The following is a 22,489-nucleotide window of genomic DNA, read 5'->3' as shown; positions in this document are numbered from 1 at the left end:
CGAGCTTCGACCGGAGAGTGCGGACTGCTCGGTTTCCCGAGCGAACCATGGCGTATTTCCGTCCCATGCTCATTCTCCGTTCGTCGTCGTGGGGTCAAGGGCGTCGAGCCCGGTGCTGAAGTCTTGAGCTTCGGCGCCCTGGCACATCCTCCGGATCTTTGCCTCTGACAGAACCTGACCGGAGAAGACTCGAACGTTGTCGATGCGTCCCGGCCACCAGTTCGCGCCAATACCGTCTACCAGGCCGCGCCCGATGACCAGCCCGCCGGTGGCCGACCATGCGGTCGATGATCGCGGCGCAGAGACGGAGACAGGAGAACCCGCTCCAGGAACTGCGGGCGTGCCGATCTCGCAGACCCAGAGCTTCACTGTCTTTGCCGTAGCGTCGTGGGCTCCCACGAGATGCACCCATTGATCGCCGACGACGGGGTTTTCGGATGTGGCCGTGGTCGACGGCGCAGCATTCGAGTCCGTGTTCTTCATCCCGAACGTCCAGCACCCCGTCGTCGTGACTGTGCACGACGGTACGTACGTCATGTCGAACCCGGACTGAGCGACCCCGTCTTGGGATACCGCGGTGTAAGTGCCGGTCTTGATCTTCTCCGCATCGAGCCACACGTATGCGGACACAACGAAGGACTTGCGCGTGTCGACGATGGGGCCGGTGCTGGCGAGGTCATCGGCGCCGTCAAAGGTCAATGCGCGATCGCCGGTTCGGGATCCGAACAGCGCGTGCGGACCGGTCGTCCAAGACGCACCATCCACCGTCATGCTGCGAGCTGCGCCCTTGCCACTCGTGTCGGCGGCCTCTGAGCCGTCGCCTTCATCAAGCATCCAGATGCCGTCCTCTTTCGCTGCTCCCACGTCGAACGCGTAGCTTGTCGTCTCCGACTTGTTTCCCGCACTATCCACGCTGAGAACTCGCAGCACCACCGGTCCGGCTGCCGTGGGTGAGAAGGGGATAACCGCAGTGCCTGCCGCGTCGGGCACGACGCTCGTAGCGAGCGTTGTGCTGTTGTAGGAGTATGAGAACGACTTGACGTCAGTGGCGCCCGCTCTACTGAGCGTGAACTTCCCGTCGAATCCGACTCCCCCACGCTCGACGCCCTCGTCGTATACAGCGGTCACGCCCCCCGTTCGCACGGGAGCGATCGCGGGTGCTGCAGGCTTGCTGGTGTCAACGGAGAACTCGCACAAGGCTGTCGACCACCCCGACCATTTCGAACCATCTGTGGCCGTGACCCGGTATTGATACGACTGCCCGTTCACAAGCTTCCCGGCCGTCACGGCAGCGCTGAAGGCAGATCCGGACGCCTTCGCAGCGAGGGTCCCGCTGTTCCAGACTTCGGTTGCCGTCCCCGCCTGCACGATCTGGAAGTGGGCCTGCACCGTCCCACCATCGGGATCGGAGACAACACCGGTCAGCGTGGGCGTCGTCGTCGCGATCGCCGGGCGGTTGACCCCGGAGGTGCAAGCGACGGACGGCGATGCGAGCTTGACACCCGTCGGCTTGTTCGGCGGACGGTTGTAGACGATCGTCAAGCGCGCGTCGCTCTTGTACGTCTTGTATCCGCTCGAAGTCGTCTCGTTGTTCGCCTTCAGTCCGAAGGTCATCGAACCGTAATTCGAGTCCGCCGCCGTTTTGACGCCGGCGAGGACGTTCCAGCCTCGACGAACGCCTGCGTCCGTACACGCATCGCCTTGCGGCGCGGTGATGTTGGCCTGGTACACCGAAAATCGCAAATTACCCCAGTTCGACGCGGTCCCCGCGATCGAATCGGTCATGTACGCGTCTGTGCGAGAGGACGTGCAGTTTCCTCGTTGGCCCGGATCCGCCGAAAACTCTGCGGACACGATATCCGCGCCCGAAAGCGTCTTCATCCAGGAAGCGAGCGTGCTGTCGCCGAACTCCCACACCAGACGGGACGTGAACGTGGTGACGCAGGCCGATGTCCAGGTCGTGGAGCAGTATCCCATCGACTCGCCCACTCGACTCGCGGTGTCAGCCCACTTGTAGATCGAAGACGTGTATCCGCCCGTACGGATCGCGATCCACTCGGTCGGCGTTCGTGCGCCGAGAGACGGGTCGATGTGCATCGGCCACGCCGCGTCCGGATCCGTCAGCATCTGTTCGTTCGGTTCTGCCACCACGTATCCGGCGCCGCCGTCGGCGCCCACCACTCGCACTGGCATGTCGAACACTCGATCGCCGGGCGTGGGGAACTCGATACGTTCCACAAGTTCCTCGGAAGCCTCATCGGCAGCGGAGTCCCACATCGACGACTGCGGCGACCAGAACACCGAGTTCTCGTCACCGTCAACGATCTCGAATCCGACCTCATCGATTCCTCGCAAGGTCAGCCCCTCAGAGGAGTACACCCGATATGGCACATCAAAGCCATCGCCCGGAAGATCGGCAGCCTGTCGCACCGAAGCGAGTGCGGTCCGCCACCATTCGGTCGCATCCGCAGAGTCCAGTTCGAGGATCGGACGGAATCCGGAGCCGTCCTCCATCACGGAAAGGGTGAGCCGCACGCCATCAGCGAGCGGATAGGTGACAAACCGCCCATCGACGACAGGCGTCGGGAGCGCGAACGGGAACCGCATCGCCACCCACGCATCGTCCCTCTGAACCACGCCCAACGGCATGCCTATTCCGGTCTCGCCGCCCGGGTTGAACCACATCGGATACACGGGAGCTTCGACGGAGAGCATCCGATCGGTATCAGGGGCTACGGTCTCATCAACGTCATCCGGGATGACATCGGACGCGGCCGGCGTGCCGGTGGGGCCCTCGGCGGCATCAGCCGCGTCGGCTGTGGTCGAGGGTTCCGTCGCGATGGCGGGGTCGACGTCTTGCCATTCGCCGTTGATGCTCGTGCGGCCGGCGACTGCGTCGACCGTCATCCTCGTACGACCATCCGGCTGGGCGTAGACGGACACCCACGGAGTGCGCTCATCCAACACCTCGACGTCCGAGTCGCACGCCGCAGCCTTGACACCGGCTTCGTTCGCGCTCGACGCGCGCAACTCGGCGCAGTCGGCTCCCGGAGAGCCAGCTAGGTTGACCGCCACGACGATTCCGGTGGCGGCGAGAACAGCGACGAGTCCGCCCGCGATCCAGCGCTGGCGCGCGGTCGAACGCTCGATTGAAGACAGCACACCCATGATTGCTCCTCGCAACGCCAGCTAAATACCGCTCAGCGCGCGACGAGGTGTCGCGGTCGATCACATCGACCCGGCCTCTCAACCATTGAGCGAGCTGATCATATTCTGTGAATCTTCTGAATGTCAAACGATTGGATTTGGCAACGTCCCAACCGTCTCTCAGGCGTGGTGTCGAGTGCGTTCAAACCTCTTGCGTCTCGCGGCGGTCAGGTGGCGGGGGCGTCGGTGCGTCCGTCGAGTTCGCCGTTGCAGAGCATTCGTCCGTCCGCGGGGGCGAGGCCGTCGTCGTCGGGTGGGAGTCGGCCGATGTCGTCGTGTGCGGCGAATAGTTTCGTGCCGGGTACGTCGGTGTTGATGGCGGACGGGGCGAAGAAGGAGATCGAGAAGATCGAGCTCGGTGACCTGGTGCTGGCGACGGATCCGGAGACGGGGAAGACGTCCGCGCGTGCGGTGGTGACCACGATCACCGGTACCGGGGTGAAGGATCTCGTGACCGTGTCGGTCACGGATGGGTCGGGTCAGACGGGTCAGGTGACATCACTCAGTCGAACATGAAGATCGCGAACATGATTCGCGAGAACGATACGCTGCAGGTTATCGGGACCTCACTCACCCGTGGGGAGTCTCGCGCCGTTGAACAAGCGCTCATCGTTCAGAATTCGGGATTTGAGAACCTGATCAACAGTATCTCGCCGCGACATTCTTTCTACGATCAGGCTGTCGAGTGGGGGCGACCATGGCTGACAGCAAACGGGAGATGATATGAACCTGGAACTGCTGAAACGCAGCAGACATCGACCTACTGATGGGGACATGTTCGAGATGCAGGTCTCCGGAGGACCTCGGCTCTTGGGCCGCGTCGCAGTGGCAGATATACGTGATCTGACTCGCACGCCAATGCCCGGAGCGAACCTGATCTATGTCTTTCAGCCCGGCATCGAGATCGAGGATCTGCTAACTCCGACCAAGCAGCAACTACTTCTCGCTCCGATCTTCACGAATCGCATGGGATGGACGAGAGGGTACTTTCGTCATCTCGAGAACCGTCCCCTCGGGGAAGAGGGCACGCTTGTCGACCTCTGCTTCTGGGACGCGTTTTGGAAGTCGCACGTAGACGAAAATCGGCGAAGGATTTCTGCGAGAAGGGGGCCTTGCGGTCCGTGGGGGTTGGCAAGCTATCTGTGGATAGATGACCACGTCAGCGATGCCCTCGGCATCCCCCGCTCAGAGTGAAAGCCGGGCGGGTATCCGGATATCAGTCACATAGTGGTCGAATTGCAGCCTCGATATGCGGGCGGACGGGGGCTCATGGCTGCGGTCGTGCTCGAGCCCACAGGCCAGAGGTGCAGCGCCAACGCTGACCTTGACTTATGTCCGAGAGGGTCCTGCGTCAGGCCGTCCGGTTACCCCACCCGCCAGGGTATAGAGGGGCTTGGCCTCCAGAACGGTGGTGAACTAGATGGTTCAGAAGGAAGCAACGCACCGCGAGCCCGTGTGGCGTGAGCGCTCGGATTTTATCATCGGAATTCCAATCGATCCGGGGAATACCGATGTCACCACTGAGCAGTTGTGGGCCAGAAGAATTTCTGAGACTACCTTCGAAATCTGCTGCATACCGTTTTTCGCGTATGACATCGCTCTAGGTGACGTGGTCGAAGTGGACGCGTTCTTCGCGGTCAAACGCGTGGTAGAACGCTCGGGTCGATATGTCTTCCGAGTTCACGTAAAGGACTCGGTATCCTCGGGTGCCGCAGATATAGTTCGTTCTATCGAAGCGCAAGGCGGGTTGGTCGAATGGTCATCCCCGCGTCTATTCGCGGTCTATGCCGACAACCATATGAAGGCTCAGGAAATCGCCGATCTGCTCCAGCAGATGGAAGCACAAGGAGTCCTTGTGTATGAAACTGGTAGAACGGCATAAACAGGAGGCGAAGCGGCGAGGTGCCGACTTCGTGGAGTGACGTCGTCGCGATCAGGCCGTGAGCTCGCGCAGGCGCACCAGGCGCTCGTGCCCGGTCTCTTCGAGTTCCGCGATGTCGTCGCGTGACTTGAGGAAGTCGGAGAACGAGCGGTAGCCGAGGGCCTTCTCGCTGAACGAGGGGTCCATGCGACGCATGTGCGTCTTCACGGCGGAGCTGTGCAGCCACTCGTCGGCGTCGGCCTTGTCGTGGCCGAGACGCAGGGCACGCTCCAGCAGCTGTGTCGCTTCGCCCTGCTCGTCGAGCTTGGGCTCCTCGACCTTGGGGGCGGCGGCCTTCGACTTCGCGCGGCGCGGGGCCTTGGCCTTGGGGGCGTCGGCCGCCTCCGGCACGGCCTCGGGCGCGGGCTCCGCGACGGCCTCGGCCTTCGCGGCGACGGCGGGAGCCGCCTTCACCGGACGCACGACGCCGGGTAGCGAGTCGTACGACTCGAACTCGTCGCAGGCCGCGGCGAGCGACTTGGCCGTCGAGCCGGAGACGCCGACGCCGATCACGTAGCGTCCGAGGCGCTTGCAGCGCTGCGCGAGCGGCACGTAGTCGCTGTCGCCGGCCACGATCACGACGTGCGTGAGGTCGGGCAGACGGAACATGTCTTCGACAGCATCCACGGCGAGGCGGATGTCGGCGCCGTTCTTGGCGTAGGCCGCGGCCGGGAAGAGCTGCACGAGGTCGACGGCGCGGGCCACGAGCTGCGAGCGGTACTCGGCGTTGACGGGCGAGGACCAGTCGGCATAGGCGCGCGTCAGCACCAAAGTGCCGAAGGAGGCGGCGTAGTCGATGATCGCACCGACCTCGATCATGGCGCGGCTGAGCCGATCGACGACGTCGGGATCGTTCGGGTTCTCGGTGATCCGCTGCCGGTCCTTGCCGTAGGCGTTGCGTCCGTGCACCCGGTCGTACCAGGAGATGACGATGTTGTCGAAGTCGAGGTAGACGGCGACGCGGGCATCGGTGGTCTCGGCCATGATCAGATCTCCTCGCGGGGGTAGCGGACGCCGATCTGCGCTCTGATCTCATCGAGGGTGCCCATGATGGCCACGCTCTCCGCGATCGGGAGGATGTCGCCCTCCAGGACGCCGTCGCGCACCAGACGTTCGGCGGCGAGGGCCTGGAACTGCATGCCGCGCCCCTCGACCTGGGAGCTGTACTCCTCCTGCACCGTGCCGTCCGGCAGGACCACGCGGAACGTGGTGGGCGTGTACCAGACGGTGTCGATGTCGATGCGCGCCGCGGTGCCGATGATGCTGGCCACGTTGGGCCCGGCCGCTCGCGAGGACGAGAGGCTGGTGGAGACCGCTCCGCCCTCGTGCGTCATCACCGTGGCGACCTCGGCATCGGCACCGGTCTCGATCAGGCGACCGACCGCGTGGATCGTCGTCGGTGCGCCCAGGATGTCCCAGATGAAGGAGATCGGGTAGATGCCGAGGTCGAGCAGGGCGCCGCCGCCGAGCTCGAGGGCATTGAGCCGGTGCGTCGGGTCGGTGGGCAGCAGCTGCGTGTGGTCGGCGCTCACGGCGCGGATCTCGCCGAGGACGCCGTCGGCGATGAGCTCGTGGATGCGGAGCATGTGCGGCAGGTACCGCGTCCACATCGCCTCCATCGCCAGCAGCCCGCGCTCCGCCGCGAGCGCCTGCAGGTCCTCCGCCTCCGCGCGGTTCAGCGTGAACGCCTTCTCGACCAGCACGTGCTTGCCGTTCTCGAGCGCGAGCCGGGCGTTCTCGTGGTGCATCGGATGCGGCGTCGAGACGTAGATGATGTCGACATCGGGGTCGGCCACCAGGGCCTCGTACGACGGGTGCGCGTGCGCGATGTCGAAGCGGGCGGCGAACGCGTCCGCCGACTCCTGCGAGCGCGACCCCACGGCGACCAGGTCGAGCCCCGCGGTGCGCAGATCGGATGCGAATGCGCCGGCGATACCGCCGGTCGCGAGGATTCCCCAACGAAGACCTGTCATGGTCTCAGCGTAGAGGGTGGGGTGGTTGTGTCGGACTGTTACACCCCATGACCTCCGGCATCGGCGCCCTCGCCGCGGGTTCTTGTCGCCTCCTACCGTGACGGCATGACCGAACCCCTCATCGTCGGCGCCATGGTGCGAACCCTGGGCGCCTACCCCTCGGGCTGGCGCCAGCCCGGAGCACACCGTGACCCCGCCGCCGACGCCGACATCCTGCGGCACATCGCGCGCGAGGGTGAGGATGCCGGTCTCGACTACCTGTTCTTCGGCGACTGGCTCGCGACCGGACCCGACCTGGAGTTCCGCGATCCGTACCTCCTGGCGCGCATCGATCCGGTGAGCGCCGTGCTCTTCCTCGCCGGCATCACGTCGCGGATCGGTCTGATCGCCACCGTCAACACGACCTACGCCGACCCGTACACGACGGCGCGTTCGCTGGCCTCACTCGACGTGCTCACCCGCGGTCGCGCCGGCATCAACCTCGTCACGGGCGCCGAGCCGCGCGCCGCGGGCAATCACGGCCGCGACGCGCACGCCGACAACGAGACGCGCTACGACCGCGCGGAGGAGTTCGTCGAGGCGCTGCGACGGCTGTGGGACTCCTGGGACGAGGACGCCTGGATCGCGGATGCCGAACGCGGCGTGCTCATCGATCCCGAGGGGCTCCGCGCCGCGGACCTGCACGGGGAGCAGGTGCGGGTCACCGGACCTCTCAACGTCGCGCGGCCACCGCAGGGACGGATCCCGATCGTGCACGCCGGGACCTCGCCCCGCTCCCGGGCGCTCGCCGCCACCGAGGCCGACCTCGCCCTGACCGCGGCCCCCACGCTCGCTGACGGCATCGCCACCCGGCGCCTGCTGCGGGACATCGCGGCGGAGGCCGGTCGCTCTCCGGACGCCCTGAAGGTGATCGCCCCGGTGCTCCCGGTCGTCGCCGACACGGATGCCGCTGCGCACCGCATCGTCGAGCGACTGCTGGCGCTCGTCCCGCTGGCCGAGGGGCACCAGCCGTCGAGGACCGCGTTCCCGCCGAACCGCACGGTCGCGGCGCTCGCCGACGCCCTGGATGTCGCTGCGGACGACCCGCTGCGCGCCGTCGCGTTCGACGCACCCGTCACCGCGGCGGAGGCCGCACGTCTCGGCGAGCGCGGCGCGGCGCTGATCGAGCGTCTCGCCCGCATCGCCGGGCTGCACGTCTCCGGGCTGCACGTCTCCGGAGCGGGCCGCGGGGAGCCGCTCACCTGGCGCCACCTGGTCGCGGCGCACGCGGTGCCCGCCGCGTTCGCCGTCGGCGACGCCCGGACGATCGCCGACCATTTCGAGACCTGGCGCGACGAGGGGGCGGCGGACGGCTTCAACGTGCTGTCGGCCTTCCAACCCGCCCAGTTCGAGGCGTTCACACGCCTCGCCGTCCCCGAGCTGCGCCGCCGTGGACTGGTGCGCGATGCGGGGGAGCGCGAGGGGGCGACGCTCCGCGACCGCCTGGGCATTTCCTCGTATGTCGACGCGTGACCGCACGTTTCGTCGCACGACATCCGGAGTCCGCCGCTTCGCGCCACGGCATCCGCGATTCCTACCGTGAGATCACCCTCACCACTCGAACCACCGCACCTGATCCTCAGCACCTGATCCACAGCACCCGAACCACAGCACCCGAAGCCAGGAGGCTCTCCGCATGAACCGTCGTCTCATCCGCGCTGCCGCAGTCGCGCTCCCGCTCATCCTCGCGGGCAGTCTCGCGGCCTGCGCGTCGTCGCCCGTCCCGGCGAACTCCGCCGCCGAGGCCGGCGACCCGGTCACCGGCGGGACGCTCACGTATCTCGAGCACCAGGCCTACACGAACCTGTACCCGCCGCAGGCCGGCTTCTACCCGAACGGCGGCATCGTCAACAACATCGCGGCGCGCCTCACCTGGCAGAACCCGGAGACCCTCGAGATCGAGCCGTGGATCGCCTCGGACTGGACCGTGAACGACGACGCCACCGAGTACACGTTCAACCTGAACGCCGACGTGACCTTCTCCGACGGCACCCCGCTCGACGCCGCCGCGGTGGCGAAGAACTTCGACACCTACGGTCTGGGCGACGCGGAGCGCGGCCTCACCGTCTCGGAGGCGATCAACAACTACGCCAGCAGCGAGGTGGTCGACGAGGACACCGTGACGTTCCACTTCACGGCGCCGTCGCCCGGGTTCCTGCAGGCGACCTCGACCATCAACTCGGGACTGCTGTCGCCGGAGACGCTGGACGGCACGATCGAGGACTTCGGCGCGGGCAACGCGGCCGAGATCATCGGCTCCGGACCCTTCACCGTCACGGACGAGAAGCTCGGCACCGAGTACACCCTCACCGCCCGCGACGACTACGACTGGGGTCCCGACAGCGTCGACAACGACGGACGCCCCTACCTCGACGCCGTGCACGTGCTGATCACCCCGGAGGACTCGGTGCGCATCGGCTCGCTGCTCGCCGGTCAGGCCGACTACGTCCGCTACGTGCAGGCGTTCGACGAGGACCGCGTCGAGAGCGCGGGCTTCACCCTCTACGCCCCGCAGACCCGCGGCGTGAACAACTCGATCGCGCTGCGCCCCGAGAACCCGCTCCTCGGCGACATCCGCGTGCGCCAGGCGATCATCGCCGCCGTGAACGCGCAGGAGGTCGTCGACACGCTCTTCACCGAGAACTACCCGGTGGCGACATCGGTGCTCTCCTCGCAGGCGGTCGGCTACAAGGACGAGTCCGCGCACTACGCGTACGACCCGAAGAAGGCGGAGAAGCTGCTCGACGAGGCCGGCTGGAAGCCCGGCGCCGACGGCATCCGGGAGAAGGACGGCGAGCGCCTGTCGATCACCGTCTACGAGGCCAAGCCGCAGCCGCTGTCGAAGCAGACCCTGGAGCTGGTCGCGCAGCAGCTGGCGACGGTCGGCGTGGAGCTCTCGGTCAAGCCCGGCGATGCCGGCAGCGCGGCCGAGGACACCCGCGATCCGCTGAAGACCGGCTTCTACCACTCGATGGTCGGCCGTGCGGACCTCGACGTGATCAAGAGCCAGTACTTCACGAAGAACCGCGACGTGCTGATCTCGAAGGACGCGAAGCTCGACGAGCTCCTGCTCGCCGTCGCCTCCGAGCCCGACGCCGACAAGCGCATCGCGGCCTCCCAGGCCGTGCAGGACTACATCGCCGAGCAGGCGTACGTGATCCCGCTGTTCGAGGAGCCGCAGGTGTACGGCACCGCGACCTACGTGCACGGCGTGGCCTTCGAGTCGGTCGGACGCCCCACGTTCTCCGGCGTGTGGCTCGCCGAGCACTGAGAGTCCCGGTGACACGATGAGCTTCGTCCTCCGACGAGCCGGGCAGGCCGCGATCGTTCTGATCGCGGCCTTCACGGCCACCTTCTTCCTGCTGCAGCTGCTGCCCGGCGATGCGATCCTGATCAAGTTCTCCGACCCCAGCCTCGGGCTGTCGCCGGACCAGCTCGACAGCATCCGCGCCACCTACGGGGCGGACCTGCCCTGGTGGGAGCAGTACCTGCACGCGGGTCTCGGCTTCCTCGCCGGAGACTTCGGCTTCTCGACCCAGTTCGGCACCCCGGTGCTGACGATGCTGGCCGAGGCCCTGCCGGCGACGCTGCTGCTCGCGTCGCTCGGACTCGTCGTCGCGCTGCTGCTGGCCGTCCTGATCGCGGGTCTCTCCTCGCTCGCCCCGTTCGCGTGGCTGCGCGACGGTCTGCGCCAGGTGCCGGGCCTCTTCGTCGCGGTGCCGGTCTTCTGGCTCGGCATCCTGCTCATCCAGGTGTTCTCGTTCGGATTGGGCTGGGTGCCGATCGTCGGCGCCGATCCGGTGCGTGGGCTCATCCTCCCCGTCCTGACCCTCGCGGTGCCGATCTCGGCGCCGCTGGCCCAGGTGCTCGTCCGCGCGATCGATCAGGTGCAGGCGCAGCCGTTCGTCACGGTGGTCCGCGCGAAGGGCGCGCCGCCGCTCTGGGTGCTGACGCGCTCGGTCGCCCGCAACGCCACCGTGCCGACCCTGACGATCGCCGGTGTGCTGTTCGGCGAGCTCGTCGGCGGCGCCGTGGTGACCGAGACCGTGTTCGGACGCACGGGCATCGGCCGGCTCACCGAGCAGGCGGTGGCGAACCAGGACATCCCGGTGCTGCAGGGCGTCGTCCTGCTCTCCGCCCTGGGGTTCGTCATCATCAGCTTCGCGGTCGACCTCGTCACGCCGCTCATCGATCCGCGCCAGCGCACCGTCGCCTCGTCCCGCTCGCGGCGCGCCCTCCAGGAGGTGCCCGCATGACCGCTCCCGCGATCACCGAGCCGCTCGTCGCATCCGACGGCGCTCCGGCCCCGGTCCCGCCGACCCCGCCGACCACCGCCCCGCGGCGCCGTGTCCTGCGCGGCCGCTCCTGGGGACTGTATCTGGCGTTCGCGGTCGTCGCGCTCGCCGTGCTCTGGGCGGTGATCCCCGGGGTGTTCGCACCGGGCGACCCGCTCACCGGCGTGCCGGCCGACAAGCTGCTGCCGCCCAGCGCCGCGCACTGGTTCGGCACCGACACGCTCGGCCGCGACCTGTTCGGCCGGGTGGTGCACGGCGCGGTGCACTCCCTCTCCGGAGCGCTCATCGCGGTCACCGTCGGCCTCGCGCTGGGCACGCTGCTCGGCGCGATCGCAGGTGCGGTCGGGGGTGTCGTCGACGACGTCCTGATGCGCGTGGTCGACGTGCTGCTCGCGATCCCCGGGCTGCTGCTGTCGCTCTCCGTGATCATCCTGCTCGGCTTCGGCACGGTGAACGCCGCGATCGCGGTCGGTCTCGGCAGCGTCGCCGCGTTCGCCCGCCTGATGCGGGCCGAGGTCGCGCGTGTGCGCCGGACCGAGTACGTCGAGGCGGCCTTCGGCAGCGGGGCGACGTTCTTCGCGGTGCTGCGCCGCCACGTGCTGCCGAACTCGCTGACCCCGATCGTCGCGCTCGCCGCGCTGCAGTTCGGCACCGCGATCCTCGCGATCTCGACCCTCGGCTTCCTCGGGTACGGGGCGCCGCCGCCTACGCCCGAGTGGGGGCTGCTGATCGCGGACGGCCGCAACTACGTCGGCACCGCCTGGTGGCTGACCGCGCTTCCCGGCCTCGTCGTCGTCGCCGTCGTCCTCAGCGCCAACCGGATCAGCCACCGCATCGGAAGGAGCGCGCGATGAGTGTTCTCTCCGCGACGGATCTGCGCATCTCGTACGGCGGCCGCGAGGTCGTCCACGGCATCTCGTTCGAGATCGCCGAGGGGCAGACCCTGGCGCTGGTCGGCGAGTCCGGCTCGGGCAAGTCCACCACCGCGCACGCGCTGCTCGGCCTGCTGCCCGCCGGCGGACGGGTCGACGGCGGGCGCGTGCTCCTCGGCGACCTCGACATCTCCGGGTGGTCGGATCGCGCGCTGCGCGGGATCCGCGGTCCCGAGATCGGGCTCGTGCCGCAGGACCCGACGACCTCGCTCGACCCGGTGCGTCCGATCGGCACGCAGGTCGAGGAGATCCTGCGTCTGCACGGACACCGCGATCGGCGGTCGCGTCGTGCGCGCGCCATCGAGCTGCTGGACCGGGTCGGCATCGACGACCCGGACCTGCGGGCGCGCCAGTATCCGCACGAGCTCTCCGGCGGCATGCGGCAGCGGGTGCTGATCGCGACCGCGATCGCCCTGCGTCCGCGCCTGCTGATCGCGGACGAGCCGACCAGCGCGCTCGACGCCACGGTGCAGCGCAAGGTGCTCGACCTGCTCGACGAACTGCAGCGCGAGGAGGGCACCAGCATCCTGCTCGTCACGCACGACCTCGGCGTCGCGGCCGACCGGGCGGAACGCCTCGTCGTGCTCAAGGACGGCCGGATCGTCGAGCAGGGCGACAGCGCGGCGGTGCTCGCGGCGCCGGGCGACGCCTACACGAAGCAGCTGCTCGCCGACGCACCCGCGTTCGCGACCGGATTCCGTCGCCCCGAGGCCCCTCCGTTCCTCCGGGACGCAGCCGCCGTCGCGGCCGAGCATCCCTACGCGATCGTCGCGGAGGGTCTCGTGAAGGAGTTCCGGGTCGCCGGACGCGAGCGGTTCCGCGCGGTCGACGACGTCTCGTTCCGCGTGCGCAGGGGCACCACGCATGCGCTGGTGGGGGAGTCGGGGTCGGGCAAGACCACGACCGCGCGCCTGGTCACCCGCTTCCACCAGCCGGACGCCGGGACCATCGAGGTCGCGGGCGCCGACGTCACCCACGCGCAGCGGGAGCAGCTGCGCACGCTGCGACGACGCATCCAGCTCGTGTATCAGAACCCGTTCGCGTCGCTGGATCCGCGGCAGCAGATCGTCGACATCGTGGCCGAGCCGCTGCAGAACTTCCGCGTCGGCAGTCGCGCCGAACGACGCGACCGCGCCCTCGCCCTGCTCGACCGGGTCTCGTTGCCCGCCGATGTGGCGCGCCGCACCCCGCGCGAGCTCTCCGGAGGGCAGCGCCAGCGCGTCGCGATCGCCCGCGCCCTCGCGATCGACCCGGAGATCGTCGTGCTCGACGAGGCCGTATCGGCGCTGGACGTGACCGTGCAGGCCCGCATCCTCGAGCTGCTCACCTCGCTCCAGGCGGAGCTCGGACTCACCTATCTGTTCATCTCGCACGACCTCGCGGTGGTGCGCAGGATCAGCCACACGGTCTCGGTGATGCGCCGGGGCCGGATCGTCGAGGAGGGGCCGACCGAGGAGCTCTTCCACGACCCGCAGCACGATTACACCCGGGAACTGCTCGCCGCGGTCCCCGGACGAACGGAGACCGTCGTATGACCACCGCGCCCACCGTCGCCTTCTTCACGCGTCTGCTCGACGACGCCGCACCGGCCGACCGCTACGCCCTGGCGACGGCGCAGATCCAGCAGGCCGAGCGTCACGGCATCGGCCGGGCCTGGGTCGCCCAGCACCACTTCCACGCGGCGGAGGGCGGGCTGCCGTCGCCGCTGGTGTTCCTCGCGCACGTCGCGGCGCGCACGAGCCGCATCCGACTGGGCACCGGGGTGATCACGCTGCCGCTGGAGGACCCGGTGCGGGTGGCCGAAGACGCCGTGGTCGCGGATCTGCTCTCCGGGGGGCGTGTGGATCTGGGGCTCGGCAGCGGGGGAACCCCGTCGTCGTTCGCGCCCTTCGGGGAGGACGTGCGCGACAAGGGACCGACCTACGACCGCAAGCTGCGCCTGCTGCTCGACGGTCTGGCCGGGCGCGACGTCGGGGCCGGGAACACGCTGTATCCGGACGCCGGCGACCTGGCCGACCGGGTCTGGCAGGCCACGTTCTCGGTACCGGGCGGACATCGCGCCGGCACCCACGGGCACGGGCTGCTGCTCTCCCGCACCCAGCCGCGCGGGGTCGATCGTCTGCACGCGCCGCTGTCGGAGCTGCAGGACCCCATCATCGACGCCTACCTCGACGCCCTCCCCGACGGCGCGACGCCGCGGATCACCGCCTCGCGCACCGTGTTCGTCGCGGACGACCGCGCCGAGGCCCTGCGGTTCGCCGAGGTCGGACTGCGCCGTGCGGCCGAGGGGTTCCGGCGCCAGGGTCAGACGATCCCGGGCGACGGCATCGACGACCTCATCGCCGCGCTGGACACCCACCTGGGGACGCCGGAGGAGGTGGCGCAGTCGCTCGCGGCCGACGCCACGCTCGCCCGCGCGACCGAGGTGGCCTTCCAGGTGCACTCCGTCGACGCGCCGCACGAGCGCGTGCTGCGTTCGATCGAGCTCTTCGCCGCCGAGGTCGCTCCCGCCCTCGGCTACGCGCTCACCCCTTCCACCGACGACACCCTCACCCTCAAGGAGAACGCATGACAGACGACATCGTGGATCAGATCGCGGGGGTGACGCCCGAGCTCGATGCGCTGCGGCGCCGTCGGCCGGTGACCAGGGAGCAGCTGCAGGCGAGCTTCGACGCCCTGTTCCACCCGGTGTCGGTCGAGCACGTCTCGCCGGCGGAGCGCGAGCTGGTGGCGGCGTTCGCCACGGCCCTCGCCGGCGCCGAGGACGCGACCGCGGCCTTCTACGCCGCCCGTGCGCAGGACGCCGCTCCGCAGCCGGCGGCCGTGGTGCTCGCCGAGGCGGCGGGGGCGGCCGGCAGCGGACCCTTCGGGGCCTACACGGAGCTCGGTCTGCAGGACGAGAACACGGAGGGGACGCGATACACCCCGTCCGAGGCGGTCACCACGGCCGTCGGGGAGCGCCTCGCCGCGGCTCTCGCGCACACCCACCTGCTGGTCTTCCGCCCTCGCGAAGCCTCGAGCGCCGACCTCGGCCGCCTGCTCGACGCGGGCTGGTCGACGGACGGGATCGTGACCCTGTCGCAGCTGGTGTCGTTCCTCGCGTTCCAGCAGCGCGTGGTGACCGGACTCCGGGTGCTCACCGCCGCGGGACTGACCGCGACCGACGCCGCCGCCGCAGAGAACTCCGAGGAGGAGGCCGCATGACCGCCGAGCAGACCGTGCTCCGCCACGACGACGCCCCGCACCCGCACGCGTTCACCCGCGGCGAGGTCGGCTGGGTCCCGCACCTCGAGCCGCTCGCGGAGGAGGAGCTCACGGAGCGGCACTACGAGGGCCTCGTCGAGGCGGCGCGCGCGAAGAACGACTACTTCCGCCTGCTCGCGCGCGACCCCGAGGTGCTCAGGGCGCGCACGCTCGTCGACAAGGACATCTTCTACAACGCGGCGGAGGGTCTGCCCCGCGCCGACCGCGAGCTGGCGGCGACCGCGGCCTCCCGTCGCAACGGCTGCGTCTTCTGCGCCTCGGTGCACTCGCGGTTCGCCGCGCACCACAGCAAGCGCACGGACGATGTCGACCTGCTGCTGGAGGAGGGTGTCGAGGCCGATCTCGGCGAGCGGTGGAACGCGATCGTCGCCGCATCCATCGCCCTCACCGACACGCCGAGCGCTTTCGGCGAGGACGAGATCGCGCGGCTGCGCGCCGCCGGACTCGACGACCTGGAGGTCGCCGACGTGATCCACGGCGCCGCGTTCTTCAACTGGGCGAACCGGCTGATGCTCTCGATCGGCCGACCGGTGGCGCCGGCCTGACCGGAGCCGCTACGGCACCAGGATGATCTTGCCCGAGGCGGCGCCGGACTCCATGAGCTCATGGGCCTGCGCCGCTTCGGCGAGCGGAAGCTGCGGGCCGAGCTCGATCGTGAAGTCGCCGGAGTCGAGGAGGGCGATCGTCTCGGGCATCGCCTCGGCGCGCCAGGCGAGCTCCTGCTCGGTGAGCGGCACGGGAGAGCCGCCGGAGAAGGCGCGGATGCCGAAGGACGCGGCATCCGGTCCGCGCACGATCGTGGCGATCCGGTCGCGGTCGGCCACGAGGGCGAGCGACGTCTCGATCGCCTCGTCGGTGCCCGCGCCGTCGAGCACCACGGTGACCGGCGACGGAGCGGCGTCGCGAACCCGGTCGAGCAGTCCGTCGCCGTAGGCCACGGGGATCGCACCGAGCTCGCGCAGCTGGTCGTGACGGGCGGGGCTCGCCGTGGCGATGACGGTCGCGCCCCAGGCGACGGCGAACTGCACGGCGGCCTGTCCGACGGCTCCGGAGCCCGCGTGCACGAGCAGCACGTCGTCGCTCGTCACACCGAGCGAGCGCAGCGCCTGGTAGGCGGTGCCGGCCGGGATGCCGATCGCGGCGCCCTCCGCGGTCGTGACGGAGTCGGGGAGCTTCGCGAGCTTCGTCGTCGGCACCGCGATCGCCGAGGCGTAGGTGCCCTGCGCCTCGCGGATGGCGACGCGATCTCCCACCGCGAAGTCGTCGACGCCCTCGCCGAGCGCCTCGACCACGCCGGCTCCGTCGAAACCGACCCCGCGGGGCTCGGTGATCGGCGGGGAGGGCCGCTTGTGGGCGCGGAGTTTCGCATCGATCGGATTGGCACCCGCCGCCTCGATCCGGACGACGACCTCGCCGCGCGCGGCGACGGGGTCGGGGATCTCGATCAGGTGCAGGACATCGGGGGAACCGAACTCGGTGTAGACGATCGCGCTGGCCATGCGTTCAGGCTACCGGCGTCGGAGACCTCCGGGCGCGGATCAGCGGCCGGAGAGCGCCTTCAGGATGCGCTGCGGCGACACGGGCTGCGCCGTCCCGAGGCGCTGGGCGAAGACGCTCACGCGATACTCCTCCAGCAGCCAGCGCACCTCGACCAGGGCGGGCGGGGCGCCGGGCAGGAGCGGGATCGTTCCTCCCGCGTCCTCGAACGCCTTCGCCATCCGTTCGTACTCGGTCATGCGCGCCCGGTCCTTGCCCGGCTCGCTTCCCAGCGTCTTCAGCCGGTCGAGCATCCCCTCCAGATATCGCGGGAAGTGCGTGAGCCGGTCGGCGCCGGCAGCGGAGACGAACCCCGGATGCAGCAGGCCGCTGAGCTGGGTGCGGATGTCGTTGAGCGGGCCGAGCAGGGCGAGGGAGTTCTGCGACTTGATGCCGCGTTCGACGTCGCGGGACTTGGTGAGGATGCGCGCGACCAGGGAGACGCAGGCGAACAGCTCGTCGACGAGCACGGCCGAGACCGCGTCGCGCACCCGCGTGAACTCGGCTTCGCTGCGCACGATGCCGTCCGGCACGATGCCCTGGATGACCTTGCGGGCCACCGCCGCGCGGCAATCCTCGATGAGGGCGGCGGCGGACGGGTAGGGCGAGGCCGCGAGCGCGAGCTTCTCCTGGCTCGTGAGGTGCTGCTGCACGTACGAGGAGGGGGAGGGGACGCCGAGCAGCACGAGTCGCAGCACCCCGTCGCGCGTGGCTGCGGCTGCGGCATCCGGCGTCGACTCGACACGGACCGACACGCTCTTGCCCGCATCGATGATCGCGGGGTAGCCGCGCACCACACCGCCGGCGACCCGGGTGTCGAGCACCTCGGGCAGCTCGCCGAAGGTCCAGGCCGTCAGACCGGTCTGCTCGACCGGTGCGGCGGCGACCCGCTCCGCACCGCGGTTCCCGCCCGGCGCTCCGGAACGCGGCGGAGCGGCGATCGAACGGGCGACACTGCTGCGCGCGCGGTCGGAGAGCTGCGTCTGCAGCGCGCGCAGGTCGCGCCCGGAACCGACCACCCGGCCGCGCTCGTCCACGGCGCGGAAGTTCATCCGCAGGTGGGCCGGCACCCGCTCGTCGTCGAAGTCGGCCGCCGAGACCAGCTGGTTCGCGAGCGGCTGGATGCGCCGTGCGAGGGCCTCCTTGAGCGTGCGCGGGGGCAGGCCGCCGTGCGACTCCGGTCCCTCCTCGGTGAGCTCGGCCCCGAACTTCTCGGCCCAGTCGGCGGCGGGGACGACGTGGCGACGGATCGCCTTCGGCAGCGCGCGCAGCAGACCCGTCACGAGCTCGGCCCGGAGCCCGGGGACCTGCCAGTCGAAGCCGCGGTCCTCGAGCTGCGCGAGCAGAGGGAGGGGTACGACCACGCTGACGCCGTCGTCGTCCGCTCCCGGCTCGAACCGGTAGGCGAGGCCGAGCACCTGATCGCCCTGCGTCCACCGGGTCGGGAACTCGCGCTGATCGGCACGCTCGGCGTCGTCGATCAGGTCGCTCTCGCGCATCACGAGCAGCTTCGGCGTCGCCGCCATGGCCTCTCGCCACCAGCTCTCGAACGACCGCACGTCGAACACGTCGGCGGGGATGCGCTCGTCGTAGAACCGGAACACGGCCTCGTCGCCGGCGAGGATGTCGCGACGGCGCTCGCGCTCCTCCAGCTTCTCGAGGCGCTTGCGCAGCTCGGCGTTGCTGCGCCAGAACGCGCTCACACGCTTGTCGATCCGCGTCGGGTCCCACTCGCCCTCGACCAGCGCGTGCCGTACGAACAGCTCCCGCGAGGCGGCCCGGTCGATGCGAGCGAACTGCACGCGTCGCCGCGGGATGATCTCGAGCCCGAACAGCGTCACCTTCTCGAACGCGACGGCGGCGCCGGCATCCTTCGACCAGTGCGGCTCGGTCACCTGACGCTTGGCCAGGTCGCCGGCGAGGGGCTCGGCCCACGCGGGGTCGATCGCGGCGACCGTGCGGGCGAAGGTGCGCGAGGTCTCGACGATCTCGGCGGCGATCACCGCGCGCGGGCTCTTCTTGCGCAGTCCGGAGCCGGGGAAGATCGAGAAGCGGATGCCGCGGGCTCCGCGGTACTCCGCGATGCGCCGCCCCTTCTGCTCCTTCGCGGGGGAGTGCGCCTTGCCGGCCGGTGCCGTGCGCTCGTCGAGGAGGCCGATCTGCGACAGGAGACCGGAGAGCAGGGCGCGGTGGATCGCGTCGGGGTCGCTCGTCCCGTCGGCATCACCGGTGCGGTCGGAGGTCTTCACGAGCGTCCGCAGCTGGCGATGCACGTCGAACCACTCACGCACCCGCACGTAGTTCAGGTGCTCGGAGCGGCACAGCCGTCGGAACGCGCTCGATCCGAGCTCGCGCTGCTGCTCGCGCAGGTGGTTCCACAGGTTCAGCAGGGTCAGGAAGTCGCTGGTCGGGTCGACGAACCGCGCGTGCAGACGGTCGGCCTCGTCCCGACGCTCCTCGGGGCGCTCGCGCACGTCCTGGATCGTCATTCCCGAGACGATCGCGAGCACGTCGCGCGTCACGGTGCCGCCGGAGCCCGCCCTGCCGGCCTCGATCAGCATCCGCGCGAACCGTGGATCGATCGGCATGCGCGAGATGTCACGACCCGTGCGGGTGAGGTGCGGGGCTCCATCACGACGGGACGGTTCGACGGCGCCGAGCTCGGTGAGCAGGTCGAAGGCCGCCTTCACGCCCCGCGAGTCGGGCGGAGTGAGGAAGGGGAACGCGGTGATGTCGCCGAAGCCGAGCGACAGCATCTGCAGGATGACGGAGGCCAGGGAGGTGCGCAGGATCTCGGGCTCGGTGTACTCCGGGCGCCGGTCGTAGTCCTCTTCGGAGTACAGCCGGATGGCGATGCCGTCGCTGGTGCGGCCCGCGCGACCCGATCGCTGGTTCGCGGAGGCCTGCGACACCGCCTCGATCGGCAGCCGCTGCACCTTGGAGCGGTTGCTGTACCGGGAGATGCGCGCCGTGCCGGTGTCGACCACGTACTTGATGCCGGGCACGGTGAGGCTCGTCTCGGCGACGTTCGTGGCGAGGATGACGCGACGGCGCACGCCGGCGACCCTGCTGCGCTCGAACACCCGGTGCTGGTCTGCGGCGGAGAGGCGGCCGAACAGCGGGAGCACCTCGGTGGGCGAGCGGTCGTTCGCGTACGCGCCGCGCACGGCGTCGGCCGCATCGCGGATCTCCGCCTCGCCCGGAAGGAACACCAGCACGTCGCCGGGCGCCTCGCGGTCGAGCTCGCGGAGCGCGGCGACGATCGCCGACACCTCGTCCTCCGGCTCCGCGGGCGCCTCCTGGTCGTCCGCATCCTCGACCGGCCCGCGGTAGCGGATCTCCACGGGATACGTGCGCCCGGAGACCTCGATGATCGGGGCGGGGGTGCCGTCCGCCGCGGCGAAGTGCTTCGCGAAGCTCTCGGGGTCGATCGTCGCCGAGGTGATGATGACCTTCAGGTCGGGGCGCTCGGGAAGGATGCGGGCGAGGTACCCGAGGAGGAAGTCGACGTTGAGGGAGCGCTCGTGCGCCTCGTCGATGATGATCGTGTCGTAGCGCGTGAGCAGCCGATCGCGGTGGATCTCGTTGAGCAGGATGCCGTCGGTCATCAGGGCGATGCGGGTGGCGTCGGACACCTTGTCGGTGAAGCGCACCTTGTAGCCGACCAGTGTTCCCAGCTCGACCTGGAGCTCTTCGGCCACGCGCTCGGCGATCGTGCGGGCGGCGAGACGTCGCGGCTGCGTGTGCGCGATGCGCTCCCGCCCGAGCTCGAGCGCGATCTTCGGGAGCTGCGTGGTCTTCCCGGAGCCCGTGGCCCCCGCGACGATCACGACCTGGTGGTCGCGGATGGCGTCGGCGATCTCCGCCCGGGCAGCGCTGACCGGCAGCTCCGGGGGATAGGAGATCACGGGGGAGGACATAGCCCTCCATCGTATGACGGGATCGGCACCCTACGATCATCTGGTGATCAATGCTCTCCCTCCCGTCCGGTGGTTCCGCACGTTCGGACGGCCTCCGCGCATCCTCGGCCTGGACGTCGCCCGGGCTCTGGCGATCCTCGGGATGGTCGGAGCGCACATCGGCGAGACCGAGCCGTTCGACTGGTTCGACCCGGCGACGTGGACGGATCTGGTGCACGGACGCTCGTCGATCCTGTTCGCGGTGCTGGCCGGAGTCTCGATCGCCCTGATGACCGGCCGCAGCACGCTCCCGGAGCGCGAGCGCATCCCGAGCATCCGGCTGAACCTCGTCGGCCGTGGCGCGGTGATCTTCGTGATCGGCCTGGCGCTGGAGATGCTCAACACCCCGATCGCGGTGATCCTCACCCTCTACGGTCTGCTCTACGTCGCGGTCATCCCGTTCCTGCGCTGGCGGCCGTGGCAGCTGCTGGCCGGGGCTGGGGTGCTGGCGCTTCTCGGACCCGCGCTCCTGGCGTTCCTGAACGCCGTGATGCTGTATCCCTTCGGCTCCGGCATCGGCTTCGTCCTCTACGGCACATATCCGATCACGGTGTGGATGGCCCTCGTGCTGGGCGGGATGGCGCTCGGCCGCCTCGGTGTCGAACGGATCCGCACCGCGGTGATCGCCCTGGGCATCGGGGTCGGTCTCGCCGTGGTCGGGTACGGCCTGGGGGCGATCGGGCAGTCCGCCGGCATCACCGGATCGAGCAGCAGCAGCTCCTTCGTGGACGGCAGCTCCTTCACGGATGGCAGCTCCTTCACGGGCGGCAGCTCCTTCACGGACGGCAGCTCCTTCACGGACGGCAGCTCCTTCACGGATGGCAGCTCCTTCACGGGCGGCGACTCCCTTACGGACAGCAGCTTCGGGAGCATCGTGTCGTCGCCCTCCGGATGGGACGGATACCCGGCGTCGCTCGCCGATGCGGATCCGCTCGGCGCCGCGCTCGCCGCGGTCTTCTCGGTCGAACCGCACAGCGGGGGAACCGCAGAGGTCCTCGGCTCGGGCGGTTTCGCGCTCGCGGTCATCGCGCTGTGCGTGCTGCTCAGCCGGCCCCTGCGCTGGCCGATGCTGCCCTTCGGCGCGCTCGGCTCCATGCCGCTCACGGCATACAGCGCACACGTCCTGTCGATCACCGCTGTCGGCGGCCCCGGCGCCTTCTTCTCGAGCAACGTGTTCTGGGCGGCGACGGCCATCGGTCTGCTGCTGGCGGCGACGGCGTGGTCGATGTTCCTCGGCCGGGGACCGCTGGAGCGCCTGGTCGGACGAGGCGCAGCGGCGATGGCGGCGATTCCCCGACGCTGAGCCGCTTCGAGCCCACATGACGCCGCGTGTCGGATCGGGAGACACGTGGCGGCGTCGCGA

The 22,489-nt window shown here is 69.5% G+C and carries 17 protein-coding genes; 11 read left to right on the top strand and 6 right to left on the bottom strand.

Going from position 1 to position 22,489, the window contains the following annotated elements:
- Nucleotides 1-69 precede the first annotated feature (69 nt).
- Together AC07VM_RS01170 and AC07VM_RS01165 are read right to left on the bottom strand one after the other, a co-directional pair.
- Nucleotides 70-3,168: a LamG-like jellyroll fold domain-containing protein gene (locus AC07VM_RS01170; RefSeq protein WP_494909655.1), complete on the bottom strand. Its 3,099-nt coding sequence runs from the start codon at nt 3,166-3,168 to the stop codon at nt 70-72.
- 206 nt (nt 3,169-3,374) lie between these two features.
- Nucleotides 3,375-3,674: a hypothetical protein gene (locus AC07VM_RS01165; protein WP_494909654.1), complete on the bottom strand. Its 300-nt coding sequence runs from the start codon at nt 3,672-3,674 to the stop codon at nt 3,375-3,377.
- A 45-nt stretch (nt 3,675-3,719) separates the two neighbouring features.
- Here AC07VM_RS01165 and AC07VM_RS01160 point away from each other — a divergent pair, with 45 nt between their 5' ends.
- Nucleotides 3,720-3,929 (top strand): hypothetical protein, encoded by a 210-nt coding sequence (locus AC07VM_RS01160; RefSeq protein WP_494909653.1) that lies wholly within the window; start codon nt 3,720-3,722, stop codon nt 3,927-3,929.
- Between the two features lie 698 nt (nt 3,930-4,627).
- Nucleotides 4,628-5,089, top strand: coding sequence for a DUF4265 domain-containing protein (locus AC07VM_RS01155; protein WP_494909652.1), 462 nt, complete (start codon nt 4,628-4,630; stop codon nt 5,087-5,089).
- A gap of 51 nt (nt 5,090-5,140) precedes the next feature.
- On the opposite strand, the gene AC07VM_RS01150 is transcribed toward AC07VM_RS01155, so the two are convergent.
- A complete protein-coding gene (locus AC07VM_RS01150; RefSeq protein WP_494909651.1) occupies nt 5,141-6,112 on the bottom strand; it encodes an NYN domain-containing protein in 972 nt (323 codons plus the stop codon).
- Between the two features lie 2 nt (nt 6,113-6,114).
- A complete protein-coding gene (locus AC07VM_RS01145; protein ID WP_267415389.1) occupies nt 6,115-7,101 on the bottom strand; it encodes a Gfo/Idh/MocA family protein in 987 nt (328 codons plus the stop codon).
- 105 nt (nt 7,102-7,206) lie between these two features.
- Here AC07VM_RS01145 and AC07VM_RS01140 point away from each other — a divergent pair, with 105 nt between their 5' ends.
- The 8 genes from AC07VM_RS01140 (at nt 7,207) to AC07VM_RS01105 (ending at nt 16,176) form a co-directional block, all read left to right on the top strand.
- A complete protein-coding gene (locus AC07VM_RS01140; protein ID WP_494909650.1) occupies nt 7,207-8,613 on the top strand; it encodes an NtaA/DmoA family FMN-dependent monooxygenase in 1,407 nt (468 codons plus the stop codon).
- A gap of 163 nt (nt 8,614-8,776) precedes the next feature.
- Complete coding sequence (locus AC07VM_RS01135) at nt 8,777-10,411, top strand: TIGR04028 family ABC transporter substrate-binding protein (protein WP_267415387.1); 1,635 nt, start codon at nt 8,777-8,779, stop codon at nt 10,409-10,411.
- 16 nt (nt 10,412-10,427) lie between these two features.
- Nucleotides 10,428-11,396: an ABC transporter permease gene (locus tag AC07VM_RS01130; protein ID WP_267415386.1), complete on the top strand. Its 969-nt coding sequence runs from the start codon at nt 10,428-10,430 to the stop codon at nt 11,394-11,396.
- Nucleotides 11,393-12,289 (top strand): ABC transporter permease, encoded by an 897-nt coding sequence (locus AC07VM_RS01125; RefSeq protein ID WP_494909648.1) that lies wholly within the window; start codon nt 11,393-11,395, stop codon nt 12,287-12,289. The genes AC07VM_RS01130 and AC07VM_RS01125 overlap by 4 nt, the downstream gene beginning before the upstream one ends.
- A complete protein-coding gene (locus AC07VM_RS01120; protein WP_494909647.1) occupies nt 12,286-13,902 on the top strand; it encodes a dipeptide ABC transporter ATP-binding protein in 1,617 nt (538 codons plus the stop codon). The genes AC07VM_RS01125 and AC07VM_RS01120 overlap by 4 nt, the downstream gene beginning before the upstream one ends.
- Nucleotides 13,899-14,939, top strand: coding sequence for a putative FMN-dependent luciferase-like monooxygenase (locus AC07VM_RS01115; RefSeq protein ID WP_494909646.1), 1,041 nt, complete (start codon nt 13,899-13,901; stop codon nt 14,937-14,939). The genes AC07VM_RS01120 and AC07VM_RS01115 overlap by 4 nt, the downstream gene beginning before the upstream one ends.
- On the top strand, nt 14,936-15,571 hold the full coding sequence (locus tag AC07VM_RS01110; protein WP_494909645.1) for a CMD domain protein: 636 nt from the start codon (nt 14,936-14,938) through the stop codon (nt 15,569-15,571). The genes AC07VM_RS01115 and AC07VM_RS01110 overlap by 4 nt, the downstream gene beginning before the upstream one ends.
- A complete protein-coding gene (locus AC07VM_RS01105) occupies nt 15,568-16,176 on the top strand; it encodes an alkylhydroperoxidase domain protein (RefSeq protein ID WP_267415377.1) in 609 nt (202 codons plus the stop codon). Before AC07VM_RS01110 ends, AC07VM_RS01105 begins: the two co-directional genes overlap by 4 nt.
- Before the next feature lie 9 nt (nt 16,177-16,185).
- On the opposite strand, the gene AC07VM_RS01100 is transcribed toward AC07VM_RS01105, so the two are convergent.
- Nucleotides 16,186-17,130, bottom strand: a complete 945-nt coding sequence (locus tag AC07VM_RS01100) for a quinone oxidoreductase family protein (RefSeq protein WP_494909644.1) — start codon at nt 17,128-17,130, stop codon at nt 16,186-16,188.
- Between the two features lie 39 nt (nt 17,131-17,169).
- Complete coding sequence (gene hrpA, locus AC07VM_RS01095; RefSeq protein ID WP_494909643.1) at nt 17,170-21,087, bottom strand: ATP-dependent RNA helicase HrpA; 3,918 nt, start codon at nt 21,085-21,087, stop codon at nt 17,170-17,172.
- 43 nt (nt 21,088-21,130) lie between these two features.
- Between hrpA and AC07VM_RS01090 the strand changes: the two genes are divergently transcribed.
- A complete protein-coding gene (locus AC07VM_RS01090; protein WP_494909642.1) occupies nt 21,131-22,429 on the top strand; it encodes a heparan-alpha-glucosaminide N-acetyltransferase domain-containing protein in 1,299 nt (432 codons plus the stop codon).
- The last annotated feature ends 60 nt before the right edge of the window (nt 22,430-22,489 follow it).

It is taken from the genome of Microbacterium sp. GW821-FHT01D02 (assembly GCF_059422585.1).
The sequence above is the reverse complement of the archived record's forward strand: the minus strand, read 5'-3'. Positions and strand labels throughout refer to the sequence as shown.

Coding starts and splice junctions, on each gene's coding strand:
- AC07VM_RS01105 (WP_267415377.1), top strand. CDS start 15,568: ATGACCGCCGAGCAGACCGTGCTCCGCCACGACGACGCCCCGCACCCG.
- AC07VM_RS01150 (WP_494909651.1), bottom strand. CDS start 6,112: ATGGCCGAGACCACCGATGCCCGCGTCGCCGTCTACCTCGACTTCGAC.
- AC07VM_RS01135 (WP_267415387.1), top strand. CDS start 8,777: ATGAACCGTCGTCTCATCCGCGCTGCCGCAGTCGCGCTCCCGCTCATC.
- AC07VM_RS01140 (WP_494909650.1), top strand. CDS start 7,207: ATGACCGAACCCCTCATCGTCGGCGCCATGGTGCGAACCCTGGGCGCC.
- hrpA (WP_494909643.1), bottom strand. CDS start 21,087: ATGTCCTCCCCCGTGATCTCCTATCCCCCGGAGCTGCCGGTCAGCGCT.
- AC07VM_RS01100 (WP_494909644.1), bottom strand. CDS start 17,130: ATGGCCAGCGCGATCGTCTACACCGAGTTCGGTTCCCCCGATGTCCTG.
- AC07VM_RS01125 (WP_494909648.1), top strand. CDS start 11,393: ATGACCGCTCCCGCGATCACCGAGCCGCTCGTCGCATCCGACGGCGCT.
- AC07VM_RS01110 (WP_494909645.1), top strand. CDS start 14,936: ATGACAGACGACATCGTGGATCAGATCGCGGGGGTGACGCCCGAGCTC.
- AC07VM_RS01115 (WP_494909646.1), top strand. CDS start 13,899: ATGACCACCGCGCCCACCGTCGCCTTCTTCACGCGTCTGCTCGACGAC.
- AC07VM_RS01130 (WP_267415386.1), top strand. CDS start 10,428: ATGAGCTTCGTCCTCCGACGAGCCGGGCAGGCCGCGATCGTTCTGATC.
- AC07VM_RS01170 (WP_494909655.1), bottom strand. CDS start 3,168: ATGGGTGTGCTGTCTTCAATCGAGCGTTCGACCGCGCGCCAGCGCTGG.
- AC07VM_RS01160 (WP_494909653.1), top strand. CDS start 3,720: ATGAAGATCGCGAACATGATTCGCGAGAACGATACGCTGCAGGTTATC.
- AC07VM_RS01120 (WP_494909647.1), top strand. CDS start 12,286: ATGAGTGTTCTCTCCGCGACGGATCTGCGCATCTCGTACGGCGGCCGC.
- AC07VM_RS01155 (WP_494909652.1), top strand. CDS start 4,628: ATGGTTCAGAAGGAAGCAACGCACCGCGAGCCCGTGTGGCGTGAGCGC.
- AC07VM_RS01145 (WP_267415389.1), bottom strand. CDS start 7,101: ATGACAGGTCTTCGTTGGGGAATCCTCGCGACCGGCGGTATCGCCGGC.